19 protein-coding genes and 1 tRNA gene are annotated in these 20,814 nt (G+C 31.4%); 14 read left to right on the forward strand and 6 right to left on the reverse strand.

From position 1 onward, the window contains the following. The first annotated feature begins 453 nt into the window (after nucleotides 1-453). The 7 genes from H4K35_RS00005 (at nucleotide 454) to tnpA (ending at nucleotide 6,470) form a co-directional block, all read left to right on the forward strand. The gene (locus tag H4K35_RS00005) at nucleotides 454-1,695 is read left to right on the forward strand and encodes a tyrosine-type recombinase/integrase (RefSeq protein WP_182625348.1); all 1,242 of its coding nucleotides are present in this window, start codon (nucleotides 454-456) and stop codon (nucleotides 1,693-1,695) included. A gap of 5 nt (nucleotides 1,696-1,700) precedes the next feature. Then, nucleotides 1,701-2,435 carry a hypothetical protein gene (locus tag H4K35_RS00010; RefSeq protein ID WP_182625349.1) on the forward strand — a complete coding sequence of 245 codons (735 nt, stop codon included), beginning with the start codon at nucleotides 1,701-1,703 and terminating at the stop codon, nucleotides 2,433-2,435. A gap of 81 nt (nucleotides 2,436-2,516) precedes the next feature. Beyond that, nucleotides 2,517-2,792 (forward strand): helix-turn-helix domain-containing protein, encoded by a 276-nt coding sequence (locus tag H4K35_RS00015; protein WP_182625350.1) that lies wholly within the window; start codon nucleotides 2,517-2,519, stop codon nucleotides 2,790-2,792. Between the two features lie 19 nt (nucleotides 2,793-2,811). Further along, nucleotides 2,812-4,044: a primase-helicase family protein gene (locus H4K35_RS00020; RefSeq protein WP_182625351.1), complete on the forward strand. Its 1,233-nt coding sequence runs from the start codon at nucleotides 2,812-2,814 to the stop codon at nucleotides 4,042-4,044. A 366-nt stretch (nucleotides 4,045-4,410) separates the two neighbouring features. After that, nucleotides 4,411-5,358: a toprim domain-containing protein gene (locus tag H4K35_RS00025; RefSeq protein ID WP_182625352.1), complete on the forward strand. Its 948-nt coding sequence runs from the start codon at nucleotides 4,411-4,413 to the stop codon at nucleotides 5,356-5,358. A gap of 129 nt (nucleotides 5,359-5,487) precedes the next feature. Continuing rightward, nucleotides 5,488-5,838, forward strand: coding sequence for a plasmid mobilization relaxosome protein MobC (locus H4K35_RS00030; RefSeq protein ID WP_182625353.1), 351 nt, complete (start codon nucleotides 5,488-5,490; stop codon nucleotides 5,836-5,838). Nucleotides 5,839-6,038: 200 nt separating this feature from the next. Then, the gene (gene tnpA / locus H4K35_RS00035) at nucleotides 6,039-6,470 is read left to right on the forward strand and encodes an IS200/IS605 family transposase (protein WP_155093506.1); all 432 of its coding nucleotides are present in this window, start codon (nucleotides 6,039-6,041) and stop codon (nucleotides 6,468-6,470) included. A gap of 181 nt (nucleotides 6,471-6,651) precedes the next feature. On the opposite strand, the gene H4K35_RS00040 is transcribed toward tnpA, so the two are convergent. The 3 genes from H4K35_RS00040 to H4K35_RS00050 are packed head-to-tail and all read right to left on the reverse strand — an operon-like array spanning nucleotide 6,652 to nucleotide 8,173. Then, a complete protein-coding gene (locus H4K35_RS00040) occupies nucleotides 6,652-7,284 on the reverse strand; it encodes a hypothetical protein (protein WP_182625354.1) in 633 nt (210 codons plus the stop codon). A gap of 49 nt (nucleotides 7,285-7,333) precedes the next feature. Continuing rightward, a complete protein-coding gene (locus tag H4K35_RS00045) occupies nucleotides 7,334-7,852 on the reverse strand; it encodes a hypothetical protein (RefSeq protein WP_182625355.1) in 519 nt (172 codons plus the stop codon). Between the two features lie 6 nt (nucleotides 7,853-7,858). Beyond that, on the reverse strand, nucleotides 7,859-8,173 hold the full coding sequence (locus tag H4K35_RS00050) for a hypothetical protein (protein ID WP_182625356.1): 315 nt from the start codon (nucleotides 8,171-8,173) through the stop codon (nucleotides 7,859-7,861). A gap of 285 nt (nucleotides 8,174-8,458) precedes the next feature. Here H4K35_RS00050 and H4K35_RS00055 point away from each other — a divergent pair, with 285 nt between their 5' ends. The 7 genes from H4K35_RS00055 (at nucleotide 8,459) to H4K35_RS15685 (ending at nucleotide 18,381) form a co-directional block, all read left to right on the forward strand. Then, nucleotides 8,459-11,344: a DNA methyltransferase gene (locus H4K35_RS00055; protein ID WP_255492316.1), complete on the forward strand. Its 2,886-nt coding sequence runs from the start codon at nucleotides 8,459-8,461 to the stop codon at nucleotides 11,342-11,344. Next, nucleotides 11,341-11,769, forward strand: coding sequence for a hypothetical protein (locus tag H4K35_RS00060; RefSeq protein ID WP_182625357.1), 429 nt, complete (start codon nucleotides 11,341-11,343; stop codon nucleotides 11,767-11,769). Before H4K35_RS00055 ends, H4K35_RS00060 begins: the two co-directional genes overlap by 4 nt. 189 nt (nucleotides 11,770-11,958) lie before the next feature. After that, nucleotides 11,959-13,404, forward strand: a complete 1,446-nt coding sequence (locus H4K35_RS00065) for an RNA-binding domain-containing protein (RefSeq protein WP_182625358.1) — start codon at nucleotides 11,959-11,961, stop codon at nucleotides 13,402-13,404. A gap of 230 nt (nucleotides 13,405-13,634) precedes the next feature. Then, nucleotides 13,635-14,975, forward strand: coding sequence for a hypothetical protein (locus H4K35_RS00070; protein ID WP_182625359.1), 1,341 nt, complete (start codon nucleotides 13,635-13,637; stop codon nucleotides 14,973-14,975). An 8-nt stretch (nucleotides 14,976-14,983) separates the two neighbouring features. Further along, complete coding sequence (locus tag H4K35_RS00075; RefSeq protein ID WP_368668685.1) at nucleotides 14,984-16,978, forward strand: DEAD/DEAH box helicase; 1,995 nt, start codon at nucleotides 14,984-14,986, stop codon at nucleotides 16,976-16,978. After that, the gene (locus H4K35_RS00080; protein ID WP_182625360.1) at nucleotides 16,971-18,170 is read left to right on the forward strand and encodes a GIY-YIG nuclease family protein; all 1,200 of its coding nucleotides are present in this window, start codon (nucleotides 16,971-16,973) and stop codon (nucleotides 18,168-18,170) included. Before H4K35_RS00075 ends, H4K35_RS00080 begins: the two co-directional genes overlap by 8 nt. Nucleotides 18,171-18,246: 76 nt before the next feature. Continuing rightward, entirely contained in the window at nucleotides 18,247-18,381 is a 135-nt protein-coding gene (locus H4K35_RS15685) for a hypothetical protein (RefSeq protein ID WP_255492317.1), read from the forward strand. A gap of 171 nt (nucleotides 18,382-18,552) precedes the next feature. Here H4K35_RS15685 and H4K35_RS00085 read toward each other — a convergent pair. The 3 genes from H4K35_RS00085 to H4K35_RS00095 form a co-directional block, all read right to left on the reverse strand. Next, nucleotides 18,553-18,637, reverse strand: a tRNA-Ser gene (locus H4K35_RS00085). Between the two features lie 10 nt (nucleotides 18,638-18,647). Next, a complete protein-coding gene (locus H4K35_RS00090) occupies nucleotides 18,648-19,676 on the reverse strand; it encodes an asparaginase (protein ID WP_182625361.1) in 1,029 nt (342 codons plus the stop codon). Then, nucleotides 19,669-20,802, reverse strand: a complete 1,134-nt coding sequence (locus H4K35_RS00095) for a 1-acyl-sn-glycerol-3-phosphate acyltransferase (RefSeq protein WP_182625362.1) — start codon at nucleotides 20,800-20,802, stop codon at nucleotides 19,669-19,671. Before H4K35_RS00095 ends, H4K35_RS00090 begins: the two co-directional genes overlap by 8 nt. Between the last annotated feature and the right edge of the window lie 12 nt (nucleotides 20,803-20,814).

A 20,814-nucleotide genomic window follows, 5' to 3' on the forward strand; every position in this document is an offset into this window, starting at 1 on the left:
ACCGCTGCGCTTTGCCTTGTTTTTTTGTATGTATAACCTCTTAGAAAAGCAGAGCTTTCCACGAGGTATATAAACACAAAAAAACCACCAACATCCGTTGGTGGTTTTCCTAGCAGAGAGGAAGGGATTACCTACGCTGCGCTACGGTTTTCCCTAGAAGGGGTATTTTTCACAAGGAAAAACCACGGCACCGCTGCGCTTTGCCTTGTTTTTTTGTATGTATAACCTCTTAGAAAAGCAGAGCTTTCCACGAGGTATATAAACACAAAAAAACCACCAACATCCGTTGGTGGTTTTCCTAGCAGAGAGGAAGGGAAGTGAACCTGAATAAATTTAACATAGCCTGTCTTATATAATGTTACTATATATCACTATTTTAGATATATTTACATAATCTAACATTAGTTGTTTTTATGTTTAAATATTGAATTAGTAGCACCTAAATTAGCACCTATGAACTATACCTTCAAATTAAAAGAACCGAACTCTGATAAGGAGACCTTAATTTATTTCAGATCATACTTTAGTAGTGAAAATAAAAACTTTATCTATTCTACGGGCGAAAAAATAAAATCCTCAGAATGGGATTTTGACAATAGACAACCGAATGATTTGAATGGACGTACTAAAAAGGCAGAAGGGCATAGAAGTATAAAAAAGCAGTTAGATAGATATAGTAGTTTCTTCACTGAAATTGTAAATCGTTATAAAAATATTAATGAAGAGCTAAGTATAACTATAATAAGACAGCGGTTTGATGAAGAGTTTAAGAAAGTTAAAGCTAAAGAAGACTTTTTTAGAGTATATGAAGAATTTATTGAAGAGCGAGCCAACGATTTTACAGGTAAAGGAATTTCTAAGTCAACTAAAACGAGATATGAGTACAATATGAATTTACTTTTAGAGTTTCAGAATTACTCGAAAATAAAAATCACGTTAGGTAACTTCAATGTCAAAATATATAATCAATTTATTAAATATTGTGTAGAGATAAAAGACCATTCAGCAAATACGATTCACAGGGATGTTGGCTTACTTAAAACGTTTTTATACTGGGCTTTAAATAAGAAATACACCTATAATAATGACTTCATTAGTTTTCAAAAGCCTCCTAAATTTCGTACAGACGAAATTGCTTTAAATTATCAACAGGTTGAGGAAGTTTATAATCACGATTTTAGTAAAAATAAAAGGTTAGAAAGAGTAAGAGATTTGTTTGTTTTTGGATGTGTAACTAGTTTAAGATTTGGTAATTATAATCGTATAACCAAAGATGATATTGATGGAGATTTTATTCGAGTTGTAGATATGAAGAGTAAAACTAAAAAACTAGCCATTCCGCTTAATAGTATTTCCCGATCCATTTTGGAAAAGTATGATTATAATCTTCCTAGTATTTCTAATCAAAAAATGAATAAATTTATTAAAGAAGTTTTTCAGGAATTAGAATTTACAGATGAAATAAAAAAAACCATGAAATATGGGGATGAATTAATAGAAAAGAAAACGGAGTTTTATAAGAGGATTTCTTCTCATACCGCTCGTAGAAGTTTTATTACCATTATGAAAAATAAGCGAGTGCCTGATAAAGTGATTATGAGTTATACAGGACACACAAGTTTAGAGGTTTTTAATGCGTATTATCGTCCAAGTGAAGAGGATAAAATAAATTATATGAACGAGGTTTTTAATTAATAGATATGGATCAAAAAAAGCTGTACGGGAAGTGGTTTTTCTGGGATGAGTTGGTAGGTTATCCTATGATGCTTTATTATTGGATAAAAGGGAATAAAATTAATAAATTGTTGGATATTCGAATTGAAAAGGCAAGAATTAAAGCCAGTAGAATTGAGCTAACGAAGAAAATAAAAAATGAATTTTTGATAGAATATGATAAACAAGATAACTTTTTTAGTTATCATTTTAAAAATATCGATGAATCTAGAGATCATAATTTTCAAGATAAAATCAATTATTGTTTATTACGTTTTAGGGATGAATCAAAGAGGAATCTTAGTTCCAGTAAATTGATGATTTTACAGGAGAATTTTCTAAATGGAGCAGAACATACGCTATTCTTGTACTTTGCTTTAGAAGGTAAAGTGAAAAGAGATATCCGCTTATCTGATATTATGATCGGAGAAAAGAGTGCAGAATATTTTCTTCTCTTTCTCAAAGAAAAAAAATTTATTGATGAGAATCATAATTTGCTTGTAGATAAGAAGTCTTTTCTTATACGAATTCATCATTTTTTAAAAGATCACCACATTATTAATCCCGATTTTCAGGATATTACTATTATTAAAGCAATGGAAAATGAGTATAATTCTAATTTCGACCGCGGTACCTTTTCGAGGGCTGTTACCGCAAAACTCAATGATTTCGAAGAAATTGTATTTAAAGAATTATCGATACTATTTAATATTAGGTATTAAATTTTATGCAATTGAGTAGAATTGCATAAGTTATTATTTCTATTACACAATTTTGTTTGCAGAAATAAAAAATATACAGATATGCAAACAAATCCATTCCAGATCATTCTGGATGAATTGGAAGTTTTAAAAGACTTACTCTATTCCATTCAGAAAGAACCAGAAGTAGAACTTCAAAAAAAATTATACTCCTTCAAAGAAGCGTCTGAAATTCTAAAGTTAGATTATCAGACGGTTCGCTCCCATGTCCTTAAAGGAACTATTAAAGCCGAAAAGATAGGTAGGTTCTATCGCATTAGCCATCAAGATTTAATGGCTGCTTTACAAGATGTCAAATCGTTGAAGTATAGAAGGTAATCTTTCAAACATAATTATTATGAGAAAAAATCTTCTATACTTCAGAGTAGGTACGTCTTATTTTAAAATGATAAATAAACCTTTAATTTCTGGCGATACAGTCAAAGTAATGGTTCGTTGGAATCGAGAAACTATAATTTCTGATCACGGTAAATCATTTTTAAATGATATCCCAAAATTAGATGGGTTTTGTTGTATTCCCAATCATTTTGATTATCAACAAATAGTAGGCGACTTTTATAATACATACAATGAATTGCCAATTCAGCCTATTGATAAAGAGTTTGTGTTGGAGGAACTTGAAAAGCTCATTCCACATTCACTAGAGTTTGTGAACCATATTTTTGGAGAACAAATGCAATTAGGTCTGGATTATATCAAATTATTGTATGAAAAACCCACACAAACATTGCCAATACTCTGTTTAGTTAGTAAAGAACGATCCACAGGAAAAAGTTCGTTTATAAAATGGATGAAAGCTATTTTTGGAATGAATATGACCTATATTAAGGGCGATTCATTTGGTTCTCAGTTTAATTCTGATTGGGCAAGTATGTTGATTGTTGCTATTGACGAAGTTTTTTTTGATAAAAAAGAAATTACAGAACGTTTAAAGTATCTTTCAACTACTGATAAAGACAAAGTAGAAGCGAAAGGTAAAGATCGTCAGGAAATTGAGTTTTTCGCCAAGTTTATCTTGTGTTCCAATAACGAAGAAAACTTTATTCAAATTGATCCAGAAGAAATTCGTTTCTGGATTCGAAAAATTTCCTCAATTTCCAGTGAAGATGTTTTTTTCTTGAAAAAGCTACATAAAGAAATTCCATATTTTTTAAAATACCTTCAAATACGCAAGTATTTTTCAGAACAGAGAACACGTATGTGGTTCAAACCCGAGCAAATTATGACTGCCTCATTATTGAAATTGGTTAATCAAAATAAATCTGAACTTATGATTTTAGAATTGCTCCACGAATGTTTCGAGAAAATGGAGGAGGATGAATTAAAAGTAGCCCCTAACGACTTATACATTTTGCTACGCAAGCAAAATAATAGAATTTCTATATCTGCTAATGAAATAAGAAATATTCTGAAACGATGGAATTTTTTACCTGAGGATAATACCAAATCATATAAAGGAATAGAATTATTGTCCCATGGAGAATATGTAAAAGTGGATCGAAGGGGAAGATTTTATACTATTAAAAAGTCTATGTTTTATCAAATCTTTGATGTTTTGATGCAAAATTAATATAACTAATTGAAATAAAGCGATTTGTGTTTGCATCAAAGCTTGCATCAAACTTTTAAAGCTCTGTTTTTGATGCAAAACTGATGCAGACAAAGAATAAATTGATGCAATGATGCAGAAGTGATGCAATGTATTGTTTTGATTTTAAGTTAATTGAGTATGTCTGCATCATTGCATCACGAAAAATCGATTTATTGTTTGATATTCCAAAAACATGAAAATTGTAAATCACTTATCTAAATAGGTTTATTTACGAAGTTGAGTTGTCTATGTGTTGTTTCTGAAATATGGAAGTCCATATGCAGAAGTTGTTTTTTATTGAATCAAAATTAATGAACTGAAAATAATTTAATTAATCAAAGAAAAATGAATGCTATTGAAATAAATAAAATTCCAATCCCACAGTTTTTAAGTTCAATCTCCATTGAGCCTGAAAGAAAATACAATGGTTATTGGATGTATAAATCGTTTATTAATACACAGCAAAAAACAGGAAGCTTGAAGGTCTCCAAGAATAACCTCTGGGTAGATTATTCCGATGGTAATCGAGGTGGGACATTGATAGATTTAATATTACTCATCTATCCTGAATTAACAGTACGTGATATCATCTTGAAATTTAGTAATGAAACTTTTTCCTTTCACCAGCCCACCTTTCAAGATGTAGCTATGGCTATTGAAAAAGAAAAGAATTACGAAATAAGAGTGATTAAGCCACTAACTAATACTCAATTAGTTAATTATATGCAAAGTAGGCACATCAGTCTTAAAATGGCTAAAAAATACTGCGTAGAAGTTTATTACAATCTAAACAAGAAGTCATATTATGGTGTGGGTTTTATGAATGATTTTGAAGGATACGAAATCCGAAACAAATACGTAAAAATGTGTTTAGGAGCTAAAGCACCTACTTACTTTAATAATAACAGTTGTCAAATTGTATTATTTGAATCTTGGAGCGATTTTTTGAGCTTTCTAACGCTATATCCAAAAGAAGAAAAAAATTATGATTATTTGATATTAAATTCGGTTGGAACATTAAATACTGTTTTAAATAGTGATACAAATAATTATTTGTACAAATGTACAAATGGGGAAAGTGACAAATGTATCAATGTACATATGGACAAAAGTATAAATAATGTTTTGTACAAAGAATTAAAGTATGATATAATTATTTGTTGTTTTGATAATGACGATGCTGGAAACAAAGCCACTGAAAAAGTGCAAAATACTTTTCCTAATCGCGTAAAAGACGGAAGATACTTATATCCTAATCACAAAGATTTGAACGACTATATTATGAAAATTTAATGGTTTTTATGTAGGGCAAGATGTGTGTTTATGCGCATCGAATTTAACAATTCAAACACATAACACGCACTTGCCTATTTCATAGGAACTTAAAAACTCGGGACTCGTTTTATTTTAAAAATGAAAAAAATGAAAAAATCAAGAATTCATTTTGTGCTAGATTCAGATTTAAAAAAGAAATGGCAAGAAATAGCTGAGTTAAATCATATGACTTTGACTGAATATATAGTTCACAAAGTAGAAGGTAACTTAGGTAAAAATGAAAGAAAACAAATACTACAGTTCATTGAAACATCGACCAATGTTGATTCTAAAGTTGAGAATAATATTAACCAAATTGCAAAATGGATTAATACTCATAAGGAAATTTCATCCGAAAAACTGAATGAATATTTAGGTCAGTTGAATAAATATCAACGATTGATGAAAGAAAGAAATACTGTTTTTAGAAAAATAATCTTATTACTTTCTGAAATATGATTGTAAAAATTATAACAACAAATAGGGATTCTCCCAATTTTGAAGCTGTACGCTGCAATTTAGAGGAAATGAGTCTTTCTCGATTGGATTAACTGAGAATGCTGTTCAACTGGTTCACTTTATTGGTCGCAGACTGTAGTTAAAACTATGCACTTTAGTGCATTTAGCTTTCAGCTTCTAAAAATGTTTACCTTTGATATATGGAATATCAACGAACCGGAGGACATAGTGTATCACGTTTAACCGCCCATATAGTATGGGTGACTAAATATCGTTATCCAGTATTGGAAGGAGATATTCAGATACGTTGTCGTAGTCTGATCATTCAGATTTGTGAAGCAGAAGATATTCAAATTTTAAAAGGTGTAGTATCAAAGGATCATGTTCATCTTCATATAGAATATCGACCATCTCAAAACATAAGTAATATTGTCAAACTCTTCAAGGGTCGTACCTCAAGGAAACTCCAAATAGAATTTCCTGAGTTGAAGCACAGATACTGGGGACGTCACTTTTGGGCAATAGGCTTTGGTTGTTGGAGTACAGGAAATATTACTGATGAAATGCTAAATCAATATCTTGAACACCATCGTAAACCAAATGATAACGGAGGTAACTTTATACTTGAGTAAGTAGCTCCACCCAGGCAGACTTTAGTCTGCTTTAACAAACTATGGACTTTCAGTCCATAGTGGTTTATTTCTTCTATAGATCAAGGTTTACAATATACTAATGACAATAGGCAAGATCTTGATGATAATTGTAGAAGAAATAGAAAATGTTAAGCGTTGTATGTTAGAAAGTTTGTGTTTTTTAAGTAAAAGTTTCTAAGAACTCATCATAAGAGACAGTAGAATTTTTCTTTCTTTTTTTTAACAATCGACGCAACTTTCTATAGTCATCTTCTGGGTAAAATCTTCCTACTTTAGTTTCATTTTCAAAAGTTCTAAGTGCAATAAATTGAGCACCGATGCTTTTTGCATGATCACTAAAAATAGATGAATTATAATTTTCAATTGCAACATTTATTGATATATATTTTATAGAATTATTTATATATCTTAATTTTTGTATTTCATTGTCATTTTTATATATATTATTGATTTCTAAATAAAAATCCTCAAGCACATCACCATTAGGTAAGAACATTTTGTTATTAAAGTCAGTAAGTAGCTTGTTTTTTATTTCTAAAAAAGCACTTTCTAAATTAGAGTGTATATATTTTTTGCTTTTAAGTATTACAGGGACTTCATTTTCATATACAAGAATCTTATTTGTTAATAGGTAATCACTAAAAGATTTTAAAACATCAAATTTAAAATTGTCAATATGATCTAAATAGAGTTTAGTTAATTTTTTTGCTTTAGATTTTTTGTTATTCTTATATAATAGATATGCTATATAGCCTATAACGAATAATAATAAAAATTGTATATCTGTATCCATAAATCTCTGTTAATAGACATTTTTTTTAGTTTTTAAATAAATTTGAAAACTAAGTAAACATATTAAAAATTTCTCTTTTACTTCTTTTTTGGTTATTAAAATTTAAAACTCTCTTATACTCATTGTTAGAAATAGTCAAATTCTTAACCTCCAATCGATGCAAATTCTCCAAATAGAAATATAACGTCCTATGAATGACAGGATCAGTATTATTACCACATAAAAAATCAAACATCATTGTATTGAATATAGCTTTGCTATCTTGATTGAGATTGGTTGATTTTTTGGACTCCAATTGGTCTGTCATCATAGCAGCTAAAAGCAAGGTGTCATTTTCAATGAGGATTTTAAGGATGTCTGCTTTTTCTTCCTGTGAAACAGATTCTAAAAAGAAGTGAATACACTGATAAAAGTACCTGCTTTGCTTGCCCTTTGCATACTCTTCCATAGATAAAAAGTATCCTTCCGATAATTTAACACCTTCATCTTCAATGGCTATTTCTTTACTTCCTGTTAAGATTAAATGGATTAATGGAACTAAAACTGCATACTGTTTTTTTGTTTTCATCAGCAATTATAGTTTAAAATTCTTGTGGAAAGTATCTTTATCCGTTTGTTTACTTCTCTCTTTTGGTACAGAATCCTGTGCTTGTTTTTTATCGAAAGTGTCTTGGAAAATTTTTAGATCACTGCGATATGTTGAGTCTTGTTCTCGTGCTTTTAGATTAGCATTGAAGATACTATCTTGTTTACTTCTTTCCTGATTAAAGGCTTCCATACGTTGCTGCATTCGCTTTAAGCTTTCTTCAGCTATTTGTTTTTTGGTTTTCTCCTGTGCTATTGAAGTAATAGAAAATAGAATTGATAATAAGAATACTGATTTTTTCATAGTGCCTTGGTTTGTGGTGAATAAAAAAGCGTGGAACTAAGATCATGTCCTTATCAGAGGTTTGCGACAACCCAACAGCCAGACAGACTCAGCCCACGCCAATATAAGGCACGGGCGTAAGTCTATCGCTATGTTGGCTGTCATCTGAAGGTCGCAATTTCTGATAAACCAATAACGATAGATTACGCTTGTTCGTAATATTTTCTAATGCAAATGTAGGGAATATGTAATTATGAATAAAATACTTCCTGTCATTAATTAAGTTACCTCCTTTAAATTATTAGCATGAAATTGAGTAGTGAAAAGAAAGTGAATTGGAATACTTTGTCTTTTATCTATCTTTACATTAAATATTTTCTTTTTGAAAGCATGAAAAAAAACGAAATACAGCAACGCTTACAAGATGTATCGACCAACTTTAATAGAGAAAATTTTATTTATGATTTTCTTTTGTCATTCGGTTTGTCAAAAACTACGATTACACGATTAAAGAAGGGGGACTACAATCTTTCTAACAACGAAGGAGAGCTTTTTTACAAAGGCAAAATATTTTTTAAAAACCTTATTGAAGGAAGCCTAATTGATACCATCGACGAACTTTCAAAAGATGATAAAATCCTAAGACAAAAACCACGTTTTATTATCGTTACCGATTTTGAACGTTTTTTTGCAACTGATACTAAACTTAAAACCAATAAAGAATTTACTCTTGATGAATTAGCGAATCAAACGGATTTCTTTCTACCATTATCTGGTGCGGAAATTTACCGAGTGCATAACAACAACGAATTAGACCGAAATGCGGCCTACAAATTAGGAGAGTTGTATGATATTTTGGTGATAGACAACCCCGATTGGATAGCAAAAGGCAGTCATCAATTGAATATCTTTTTATCACGCTTGTTGTTTTGTTTCTTTGCTGAGGATACAGGTATATTTGCGGTTAAGAATATTTTTACTGAAGCCTTGGTTAATAATACTAAAGCTGATGGCTCAGATGTAGATGAATTCCTATCGTTATTATTTAAAAAATTAAATACGGACAAAGGCAATTTTCCTTCTTACTTAAAAGATTTTCCATATGTAAATGGAGGTTTGTTTCGTGACGATATTGAATGTCCAAAATTTTCTAAAAAGGCTCGTCAAATTTTAATTGATTCGGGTGAATTAGATTGGTCCGAAATCAATCCTGATATTTTTGGATCTATGATTCAGGCGGTTGCCGACCCAAGTGAGCGTAATAATTTGGGGATGCATTATACATCGGTAGTCAATATTTTAAAATTAATTAAGCCGTTATTTTTAGATGAATTGTATGAAGAATTCGAGAAAAACAAAAGTAATGCAAAAGCATTAGATCGATTATTAGTTCGATTGTCTAAAATTAAATTTTTTGACCCTGCTTGTGGTAGTGGAAATTTTTTGATTATTACGTACAAAGAATTGCGTAATCTTGAAATTCAAATTATTAAGCAATTAATCGATTTGAATTCTAATAATGTAACTGATGTTCCAAGCGTACAGTCACGTATCGGGTTTGATGGAGATAAAGCACAAACTATAATTCCAGCTTCACAATCAAAAATGAATTTTGCGGGTGGACAAAGTAAGATTTATTTCACCGAAATTTCATTAAATCAGTTTTATGGAATCGAAATCAAAGATTTTGCACACGAAATGGCAATTCTTTCGCTTTGGTTGGCAGAACACCAAATGAACCAGGTGTTTGAAAATGAATTGATGGATTATGGACGATCAAAACCTATTTTACCTTTAAAAGAAGCAGGAAACATTACCCACGGAAACGCTGCCCGAGTAGATTGGGAAGTAGCTTGTCCTAAAAAAGAAAACGACGAAATCTATATTATTGGAAACCCACCGTATTTGGGTGCAAGAATCCAAGATGCTGAACAGAAAAAGGATATTAGTCTAAATTTCCCGAAACTAAAAGGAGCAAATAATCTTGATTATATTTTTATATGGCTCTATAAAGGAGCGAAATATATTGAAGGTATAAACGCAAAGGTTGGTTTAGTTTCCACGAATTCTGTATGTCAAGGGGAGCAAGTTTCCTTATTATGGCCCGAAATTTTAAATGATAAAATTGAAATTGATTTTGCTTATCAATCGTTTAAATGGACAAATAATGCAAAAGCCAATGCTGGGGTGACCGTTATTATTGTAGGGTTGCGAAATACGTCAAATAAACCTAAATGGTTATTTACAGAAAGTATTGCAAAAGAAGTGAAAAACATAAATGCTTATTTGTTAGATTCTGATAATATATACATAACTCCAAAAACAAAATCCATTTCCAATCTACCTGAAATGAACTTCGGTAATATGCCAAATGACGGTGGCGGATTAATTTTGAATCAAGAGGAGTTTGATGAAATCAAATCTAATGTTCCAAACTCAAATGTTTTTTTGAGAAAATTTATAGGTGCGGAAGAATTTTTAAAAGGGAAAAGTAGATTTTGTTTGTGGTTTGACATCAATAATTATAAAAACTTTGAAAAACATACACTAATTAAGTCTCGATTTGATAAGGTTTTCTCACATAGGAATGAAAGTAAGCGAGAAGCTACTAATAAGCTTAAAGATGTTTATTTTTCTTTTGGGGAAGTTAGATTTAAAGAAACCGATTCAATCATTGTTCCACGTCATTCATCAGAAAATAGAGATTATATTCCTTTAGGTTTTTTTAATTCTGATACAATCATTGCAGATTCAGCTTTAGCAATATACGACGCTCAACCTTGGCTTTTCGGTGTTTTACATTCTAAAATGCACATGGTTTGGGTAGATGCTGTGGGGGGAAAATTAAAAACTGATTATCGTTATTCAGCTAAGTTGTGTTACAATACGTTTCCATTTCCTACACTTAACGAAAAGCAAAAAGAAACCATAAACCAATACGTTTTTGCTATTTTAGATGAGCGTGCCAAATATCCCGAAAAAACTATGGCTTGGATGTACAACCCTGAAACTATGCCTTCAGGTTTAAAACAAGCGCATCACGAATTAGATTTGGCTATAGAACGCATTTATCGTTTAACGCCTTTTAATTCAGACGAAGAACGTTTAGAATATTTGTTTAAATTGTATGATGAAATGACGAAAAAGGAAACCTTGTTTGCAAAGGAGAAGAAAGTAAAAGGGAAGAAATGAATACAGAATTAATATTATCTATTGTTGTAGCTTCAGCAACAACAATATATACCGTCATCACAATCTTTCAATTAATTGAAAGTAGAAAAGTACGTTTTCAAAAAGAATCTCCAAACATAGTTCCGTATTTAAAATCGGCTGAAAATCATATTAATATGGAGTTACACATTGAGAATTTTGGAGAGGGTGTTGCTAGAGATGTTGAAGTAGAGTTTATTAAAGACTTTAAGCGCTTCAATAGTGATGAACTTTACCTCTCTAAAGTAGGCATAGCAGAAAATGGTATGAACTATTTTCCTCCAAAATATAAATTAAAATTTAGCATGGGTTCTATGATTGACCTTTATGAAGAGAGCTCAAATGAAAAAATAATTGTAAAAGTTTGTTATAAAAGCTTAAATAATTATAAATTTATAAATGTATAAATGTATTTGAGCTACCTATTAATCAAATATTTGGACAGACTTATTCTAATCCTCCAGAAACATATATGGGGCAGATTCCTTATTATTTGAAAGAAATAAATAATCGATTGAAAGCCTTTAATAAAGAAACTACTTAATGAATGTTTAATAAAGAAAGTCTTATTTAAAAAAAGCATAGTCATATTTGATATGAATGAAATAGATTTAAAAAAACTTCTTGAGGATTTAGTGCAGCAACCTCAAGAATCAGAATGGGTAGAATTTAAACATAATTTTCATTCCCCGGAAGAAATAGGTGAACGTATTTCTGCATTATCTAATAGTGCATGTATTCTAAATAAAGAATATGGCTATTTAGTTTTTGGTATAGAAGACGGTACGCATAATATTGTAGGAACTTCTTTTAAAGCTAAATCTCATAAAAAAGGAGGTGAAGAATTAGAAATGTGGTTGGTAACAAGACTAAAGCCTCGAATTGATTTTCAAATTTTTGAGTTTGATTATGACAATAAGCATATTTCTCTTTTTATAATTCCAGCTGCAAGGACACAACCAATAGATTTTTTACATAAATCTTATATTAGAGTTGGTAGTTATACCAAACCATTGAATGAGTTTCCTGAAAAACAAGCTAAAATTTGGCGTAACACAGGAAAGCCATACGAGATAGAAATAGCCAAAGAAGGATTAAGTATTTCGGATGTAATTAAATATTTAAGCACTGAAACTTATTTTGATTTAATGAAGATTCCATACCCAACTGATCAAAAAGGCGTAATCGAAAAACTCATAGAAGATAACATTGTTGTAAAGATTCATTCTAAATATGCAATTACAAATCTTGGAGCTTTATTATTTGCAAAAGAATTAAAAGATTTCGAATCAGTTGAACGTAAATCTGTTCGAGTGATAGTATATAAAGGAGCAAATAAAGTAGAGACAGAAAGAGAACAAATTGGAGCTAAAGGATATGCTTTAGGATTTGCAGGAATGGTTAACTGGATTAATGGACAATTGCCTGCAAATGAAGAGATTGGGAAAGCATTAAGAACGGAATCGAGAATGTATCCTGAAATTGCCATACGTGAATTAGTAGGGAATCTTTTAATTCATCAGGATTTAAATAGTAAAGGATTTCCAATGATTGAGATATTTTCAGATCGTATAGAATTTACAAATCCTGGAGAACCTATTGTTAACCCTGACCGTTTTATTGATGCTTACAATTCTCGTAATGATAAACTAGCTGATTTAATGCGTAGAATGGGGTTTTGTGAAGAAAAAGGATCAGGTATGGATAAAGTATTTTATTACAATGAAATATATCAATTACCTCCAATAAATGTCTTAATAGTAGAAGGTAAAACTAGAGTGACAATCTACTCTTATAAGAGCTTAAATGATTTAGATAAAAAAGAAAAAATAAGAGCTTGTTATCAACACGCTTGCCTAAAATATGTATCAAATGATAAGATGACCAATCAGTCTTTACGCGATAGGTTCAAAATTGAAGATCAGAATGCAGCAACTGCATCTAGAATCATTAAAGATGCTTTAGAAGAAGGTGTTATAAAATTAGAAGATCCAGAAAGTAAATCTCGTAAGTATGCAAAATACATTCCATATTGGGCATAAATCTTATTTGATGGTTATTTGATAGACGATTAATTAAACTAAGTAAAACGCTGTTATTCAACACTTTTTTATTTGATAGTCATTTGATTTCTCTGCCGGTATTGGTGGATTCTTATTTGACGGTTATTTGATTAAAATGCATTGATCAAACATAAGATACTCAAAATCAAGTATGTTTTATTTGATGCTTATTTGAAAAAAATGTATAAACAACTTCAACACTACTTGATATGGCAGATTATATAACTATTGAAAATATCAGAACAAAAAGAGATGAAATCAGAGAGAAGATTAAAGAAGTAGATTTCAAAAGCTACGAAGGAAATACTTTTGGCTCTGAAAATGAATACACATACAGAAGTTTAATAGGTGGAATAGAATCTTTGCTTACTGATTTATCAACGCTTACTAAACATAAAAACAAATTTATAAAGCTTTCTACATATCAAGAAAGAGTGGATATCCATTCAGATTTGACATACATTTTAAATTATGTTGATTCGCCTACTCAACTTTATAAGTATATTGATAATTTAAAGATAAAGCTTCGTAGTTATAATATTCGTAATTTCTCTGAAAATCAAATTACATTTGAGAATGAGATTGATAATGTGAGAAAACTAAAACTTGAATTACAAGAGATTTTACAAGAAAGTACTACTCTTAAAGACGAGATTACTGAGAAGAATGAAAGTATTGAAACATTACAACAAGAGACTCAAGACAAATTAGATCGTGCAAAAGACAGTTTTGAAGAAATAAATAAAGAATTAGAATGTCTCTCAGAAAAAAGCGAAGAACAATCTACTTTAAATACACAGTTAGAGAGTATAAAGACTAAAGCGGATGGGTACTTAGATGAAATAACGGATTTTAAGAACGACGCGGAATCTAATAAGAAACTGATTGATTCTTTTGCGACTAAAGTTCAGGAAAGAGATAATAGACTGACAGAATTAGAACAGAAAACTAATGAAAATTCCGATAAACTTAATAAATACGAAGAGGAGCGAAAAAAAATATTAGAAGAAGCAAAAGAACTCATAGAAAATGCAAAACAAGCATTAGGGTATTCAACATCACAAGGATTGAGTGACTCTTTTGATACACAATATACAAATGCAAATAAATGGTGGAAATCTGTTTTTTGGATTGTAGGAGCTTCTTTGTGCTTATTAGGAACTCTATGTTTAGGTATTTGGGTGATGATTAATATACAGGAACAATGGTTTATGATTATGGGAAGAATTCTTTTATTACCTATACCAATCGCTGGAGCTGTATTTTGTGCAAATCAGTATACTAAACAAAAAAACATTATTGAAGATTATGCTTACAAGTTAACTATTGCAAAAGCAATTGTTGGTTTTTCAGAACAACTAAAAAAGAACGGAAATGATGTTGACGATATAGAATACACTGATTATATCCAAAAGGCACTTGGTGAGATTCATAAAGACCCTTTACGATCAAGAAAGGAAGGAAGCTCTGTTGGTTTTAAATCAAATCAATTAGATCAAGTTTTAGAGCTTGCAAAAAAGATTGCAGACTTAACCAAAATAAATAATTAATAAAAGAAGTGAAAAAACAAAATAATATAGACTATATTAAACCTATTAATTTGGTTAATGTTACCTATGCTCAAACAGGTCAAAGTAAATCAACCAATGAATTAGGAATGCGTGAAATGCAGGCAAAAGCCTATGAAGCTCGTACTGCACAATATTTATTATTAAAAGCTCCGCCTGCTTCAGGAAAATCAAGGGCTTTAATGTTTATTGCATTAGATAAACTGATTAATCAAGGGATAAAAAAAGTAATTGTAGCTGTACCTGAGCGTTCTATTGGAAATTCATTTGCTCCAACCGAATTAAAAAAATATGGTTTTTATACAGATTGGGAATTAAATAATAAATTCAATCTTTGTTCACCAGGAAGTGATACATCCAAAGTAAAAGCGTTTAAAGAATTTCTTCAATCAGATGAAAAGATATTGATTTGTACTCACGCTACGTTGCGCTTTGCATTTGAAGGTTTACAAGAGACAGATTTTAATAATTGTTTGGTAGCAATTGATGAGTTTCACCACGTTTCTGCTGATGGAGATAATATTTTAGGGAATGTAATTCGTAGAATTATAGAAAAATCTACAGCCCATATTGTAGCTATGACAGGTTCTTATTTTCGTGGCGATAGTGTACCTGTGTTGTTACCTGAAGATGAAGAGAAGTTTATTAAGGTTACGTATAATTATTACGATCAGCTTAATGGATATGAATATCTAAAATCTTTAGGAATTGGCTATCATTTTTATCGTGGAAGATATTATAAATTAGATGAAGATAAGGGAGTATCGGCATTAGAAGAAATTTTAGATGAAAATCTTAAAACGATTATTCATATTCCTAGTGTTAACTCGGCAGAATCCTCGAAAGAAAAGTTAGAGGAGGTAGGGCATATTATTGATTGTATTGGTGATTTAGAATATCAAGATACAGAAACAGGTGTTTTATACGTAAAAAGTAAACGCTCTGGAAGAATTTTAAAAATAGCTGATTTAGTAAATGATGTTCAGAAAGAAAGAGATAAAATAACGGCCTATTTAAGAGGTGTAAAAACACCTGAAGATATCGATATGATTATTGCATTGGGAATGGCAAAAGAGGGTTTTGACTGGCCTTTTTGTCAACATGCTTTAACCATAGGATATAGAGGTTCATTAACTGAGATTATTCAGATTATTGGTAGAGCTACAAGAGATAGCAGTAATAAAATACATGCACAATTTACCAATCTTATTGCACAACCAGATGCTGTAGATGATGATGTAAGGCTATCTGTAAATAATATGCTAAAAGCTATAACAGCTTCTTTATTAATGGAACAAGTTTTAGCTCCAAATTTTAAATTTAAACCGATGGATGATCCTGATGAAAATGAAGATGGACTAGATAATGAAAATACAATCAAAATAAGAGGATTTAAAAAGCCTACTTCACAAAGAGCTAAGGATATTATTGAAAGTGATCTAAACGATTTAAAAGCACGTATTTTACAAGATGATACGATGTTAAAGGCAATGCCTGGGAATTTAGAACCAGAAGTAATTAATACAGTTTTAATTCCAAAGATTATTCGTGAGATTTATCCTGATTTAGGAGCAGAAGATGTCGAAGCGATTCGTCAATATGTAGTGGTGGATTCTGTTATTAAAAATGGTGAAGTAGAAGAGCATGGTTCAAAGAAATTCATTCGTATGGCAGGAAGTTTTGTGAACATTGATGATATTCATATTGATTTGATTGATACGGTTAATCCATTTCAAAAAGCATTTGAAATTTTATCTAAAAATGTGACTACTTCTGTCTTAAAAGCTATTCAAGACACTATTAATGTTACGAAAATAGAAATGACCGAGGAAGAAGCAATTGCTTCTTGGGAAGCTATTAAACGTTGGAAAATAAACACAGGGAAAGCTCCTGATATTAATTCCCATGATCCAAAGGAACAAAGATTAGCACAAGCTTTATTATTTTTGCAAGACGCAAAACGTAGAAAAAATCAAAATGGCTAAAAGTTTAGACGATATATTTAATGACGATGATTTTGGTTTATTAGAATCACAGCATAAACAATCTATTGTTCGTACAGACGAGGATCGTTTGATTGATTCCTTTGAAGAAATTAATCATTTTTTTGAAAAAAATAAAAGAGAACCTTCAACATCTTCTATGTCTGAATATACATTATCAGCTAGATTGAAAAGTTTTCGAGCTAATGAAAGAAATAAAAGTGTCTTGAAAGCGTTTGATCGTTTCAATCTTTTAGGTGAAGTAGAACTTAAAATAGAAACTTTAGATGATGTTTTAGGTGATGACGATTTAGGTTTATTAGATAATGAAGGAGATAATTCTATTTTTGAATTTAAATACACTCCCAAAGAAGGTAGTAGAGGAAGTGCAGAATATATTGCTCAAAGAAAATCTATTTCAGAAAGAGATTTTCAAAAATACGACCAAATGTTTAAGCAAGTCCATAAAGAGCTTAAGGAAGGAAAACGCAAGTTATTAAGTTTTACTAATGCGGAAGATAATTTAATAGAAGGTAATTTTTATTTAGTAGACGGGATTTTATGCTATTTAGAAGTTTCTAAAGCCGAAAAAGTAGTAAAAGAAAACAAATCTGGAGATCGAATTCGTTTGGAAGGAAGAACAGTAACTATTTTTGAAAATGGAACTATCTCGAATATGTTGTTTCGTTCTTTAGGTAAGGCAATTCAAAAAAATGGTAAAATAGTTACCAATACTGATGAAGGAATATATAATCAACTTCAGGGAAATTTTAATTTTGTAAAAGAAGAAGATATTCAAAGTGGTTGGATTTATGTGTTAAAATCAAAATCAGAAAATCCAGAAATCCAGAATTTAGAAAACTTATATAAAATTGGTTTTTCAAAAAATCCTGTTCAGGAGCGTATTAAAAACGCATCTAAAGAAGCAACCTATTTATTTGCTGATGTAGAAGTTGTAGCATCTTACAACTGTTATAGTTTAAATGTGCAATCTTTTGAAAATTTACTCCATCGATTTTTTGCAAAAGCTTGTTTGGATATTGATTTATATGACAAATCAGGTAATCGTTATATTCCTAGAGAGTGGTTTGTTGTTCCGTTAAATGTTATTAATGAAGTAATTCGACTTATTGAGAATGGAAATGTTGTAAATTATAAGTATGATTATTCAAATAGAAAAGTTGTACTAAAATAAATACGTTCTTGTTTTTATTTAGAATATATTGGTTAGATGAAACTTTCTCAAAACAATTGTATAAAATATCCACTATATGAATAAAGAAAAAATCTTAACTGAAGAAGACAAAGAAGATCAAGGACTTTTACTACTCATGCAACAAGTAAACAAAAAGAAAGTAGTGAGTAGGAGAGAAATAATGAAAGTTTTGAGTGATAATAAAAAATAACTCAACAGTTCTTTTCTTGTATTTTAGAATAAGGATATAGGTATCGTAAAGTAATAGAAAATGTATATCCTTCACTCTTTAAAATAGGTAGTTACACTATGTTATTTAGCACCTAATTTAGCACCCATAAAAACAAAACCCTTTAAGCACTAGTGTTTAAAGGGTTTTTTGCAGAGAGGAAGGGATTCGAACCCTCGATACGTTGCCGTATACACACTTTCCAGGCGTGCGCCTTCGACCACTCGGCCACCTCTCTTTGTATTAGTTTACGCTTCCATTTCGCCGCAAATAGGCGTCTCAAAAGCTGTTTTGAAATCTGCTATATTCGGTTGTGCTAATAAAAACATCAACTTGGTAATCGCCGCTTCTGTTGTAATGTCCTTTCCTGAAATAACGCCAATCTCTTTTAATTCCGTACTGGTTTCGTATTTCCCCATCATCACACTGCCACTGGAGCACTGAGTCACATTGACAACCTTCATTCCCTTCTGTGTTGCACAACGCAAGGTTTCTAAAAACCAAGGCTCTGTCGGTGCATTCCCAGAACCATACGTCTCCAAAATGATCCCTTCTAAATTTGGAATGGCTAAAATAGCTTCCAATACTTGTTGTTGAATCCCCGGAAATAAACGCAATATCATAACATTACGCGACATCTCCTTGTGAACAGAAAGGGGCAAAGATAATGGTTTTTGCAACAATAACGAATGGTTAATGCGCAAATTTACGCCTGATTCTGCTAAATGTGGAACGTTAGGTGAAGTAAAGGCATTGAATAACTCCGCACTAACCTTGGACGTTCGATTACCACGGTATAATTTATACTCAAAATACAAACATACCTCTTGAATTACTGGGATATTATCTTCTTGTAAAGCAGCAAGTTGAATGGCTGTGATTAAATTTTCTTTTGCATCGGTGCGCAAATCGCCAATCGGCAATTGAGATCCAGTTAATACCACTGGTTTATGCAGGTTCTCCAACATAAAACTCAACGCAGAGGCTGAATACGACATCGTATCCGATCCGTGTAGAATGACAAAACCATCGAATCGATCGTAGTTCTCCTCTACAATACTAGCCATCTGCACCCATAAATCGGGTTGCATATCCGAAGAATCAATCGGCACATCAAACGAATAGGTCTCGATGGCACAATCCAATAAATGTAGCTCTGGAATGCGCTCAACCAATTGGTTGAAATTAAACGCGCGCAAGGCACCCGTTTTAAAATCTTTCACCATCCCAATGGTTCCTCCCGTATAAATGAGTAAGATTGAAGGTTTGCTATTCATCTTGTAATTTCAATTTATTCGCTACTGGATTTGCATACATCGCCAAAAAGTTATCGACAACTTTTTGCTCCTGCTTGTTTACTCTCAATTCTAAACGACGCTCAAACAATTGTTTCTCCTTTTCACTATAGTGAGCAGCAAATTTGTCGGTATTGTTTAAAATATCATAGGCGATATAATTCGTCGGCCACAAGTGATAATTGGTAATAATAGAGTGATCAATAACCTGAGCCAACGCTTGTAGCTGTTTATTTGGCTTCTCTGTAATGGCTTTGATCTGATCGAGCTCGGTGTCAATTATATCACCAATGTGGATGTGGATGCCTTTCTTCTGTCCAATAATCCCACTGTATAGATTGACGAAATCTTCATTTTTCTCCTTGATGTAGGTCTCATTATTGGCAATAGCCAACAGCTGAGGCATCTTTAATGCATCCGTTGGATCGTATTCATAGGAAATCGAAACAGGAACAATCTTCAGTTGCTTGAAGTAATCCATCAAGTTCTCCTCTCCAGCATCCATGCCGATCATTTTTAAAACTCCCGTATTGGTTGCGTCATTTCCATCTTTCGTACGACCTTCGCGTTGTGCAATCCATACCGAACGATTTTCCGATACGATTAAGCTGTGAATGTATTCTGACATCAAACGAGAACTCTCTAACAACTCTCGCGGAGTTAATTTTCTACGCACCAAAAAGTTGCGATTTACTTTGGCTAATGCCAATAAAAACGATTTCTGTACCAAGTTATCCCCAATAGCAGAAGCCGTCATCGTCAACCCGTGATCTTTTAAAGTTACATTCAATAGTGAAGTATCCATAATGATGTCACGGTGATTGGATATATATAAATAAGCGGTATCTTTTTGTAATTTCTCAAAACCAGAGGTCGAAAGTCCGTTAGAGCTTTTCTCTAAGATTCGACGAATAGAGTGGTAGGCAAATTCCTCTTGAAATTGCTGAATTGAGGTTACTTTACTCAAATCCTCCATCCATTCCTGTTCAGTTTTTTTAGGGAAAGTAAACCCCATTAACGCTTTTATCATAGGGTGTTTGGAGATCTTTTGTAAAACCTCATTGACCTCATGATCGTGATAATGGCGTATTGAATCAAACTTAGACATTAGTGTTTTAAA

This window comes from Myroides sp. NP-2 (genome assembly GCF_014145665.1).
GTDB lineage: Bacteria > Bacteroidota > Bacteroidia > Flavobacteriales > Flavobacteriaceae > Flavobacterium.

Coding starts and splice junctions, on each gene's coding strand:
- H4K35_RS00010 (WP_182625349.1), top strand. CDS start 1,701: ATGGATCAAAAAAAGCTGTACGGGAAGTGGTTTTTCTGGGATGAGTTG.
- H4K35_RS00020 (WP_182625351.1), top strand. CDS start 2,812: ATGAGAAAAAATCTTCTATACTTCAGAGTAGGTACGTCTTATTTTAAA.
- H4K35_RS00060 (WP_182625357.1), top strand. CDS start 11,341: ATGAATACAGAATTAATATTATCTATTGTTGTAGCTTCAGCAACAACA.
- H4K35_RS00015 (WP_182625350.1), top strand. CDS start 2,517: ATGCAAACAAATCCATTCCAGATCATTCTGGATGAATTGGAAGTTTTA.
- H4K35_RS00050 (WP_182625356.1), bottom strand. CDS start 8,173: ATGAAAAAATCAGTATTCTTATTATCAATTCTATTTTCTATTACTTCA.
- H4K35_RS00005 (WP_182625348.1), top strand. CDS start 454: ATGAACTATACCTTCAAATTAAAAGAACCGAACTCTGATAAGGAGACC.
- H4K35_RS00090 (WP_182625361.1), bottom strand. CDS start 19,676: ATGAATAGCAAACCTTCAATCTTACTCATTTATACGGGAGGAACCATT.
- H4K35_RS00055 (WP_255492316.1), top strand. CDS start 8,459: ATGAAATTGAGTAGTGAAAAGAAAGTGAATTGGAATACTTTGTCTTTT.
- H4K35_RS00070 (WP_182625359.1), top strand. CDS start 13,635: ATGGCAGATTATATAACTATTGAAAATATCAGAACAAAAAGAGATGAA.
- H4K35_RS00030 (WP_182625353.1), top strand. CDS start 5,488: ATGAAAAAATCAAGAATTCATTTTGTGCTAGATTCAGATTTAAAAAAG.
- H4K35_RS00065 (WP_182625358.1), top strand. CDS start 11,959: ATGAATGAAATAGATTTAAAAAAACTTCTTGAGGATTTAGTGCAGCAA.
- H4K35_RS00095 (WP_182625362.1), bottom strand. CDS start 20,802: ATGTCTAAGTTTGATTCAATACGCCATTATCACGATCATGAGGTCAAT.
- H4K35_RS00045 (WP_182625355.1), bottom strand. CDS start 7,852: ATGAAAACAAAAAAACAGTATGCAGTTTTAGTTCCATTAATCCATTTA.
- H4K35_RS00025 (WP_182625352.1), top strand. CDS start 4,411: ATGAATGCTATTGAAATAAATAAAATTCCAATCCCACAGTTTTTAAGT.
- H4K35_RS15685 (WP_255492317.1), top strand. CDS start 18,247: ATGAATAAAGAAAAAATCTTAACTGAAGAAGACAAAGAAGATCAAGGA.
- H4K35_RS00080 (WP_182625360.1), top strand. CDS start 16,971: ATGGCTAAAAGTTTAGACGATATATTTAATGACGATGATTTTGGTTTA.
- H4K35_RS00040 (WP_182625354.1), bottom strand. CDS start 7,284: ATGGATACAGATATACAATTTTTATTATTATTCGTTATAGGCTATATA.
- tnpA (WP_155093506.1), top strand. CDS start 6,039: ATGGAATATCAACGAACCGGAGGACATAGTGTATCACGTTTAACCGCC.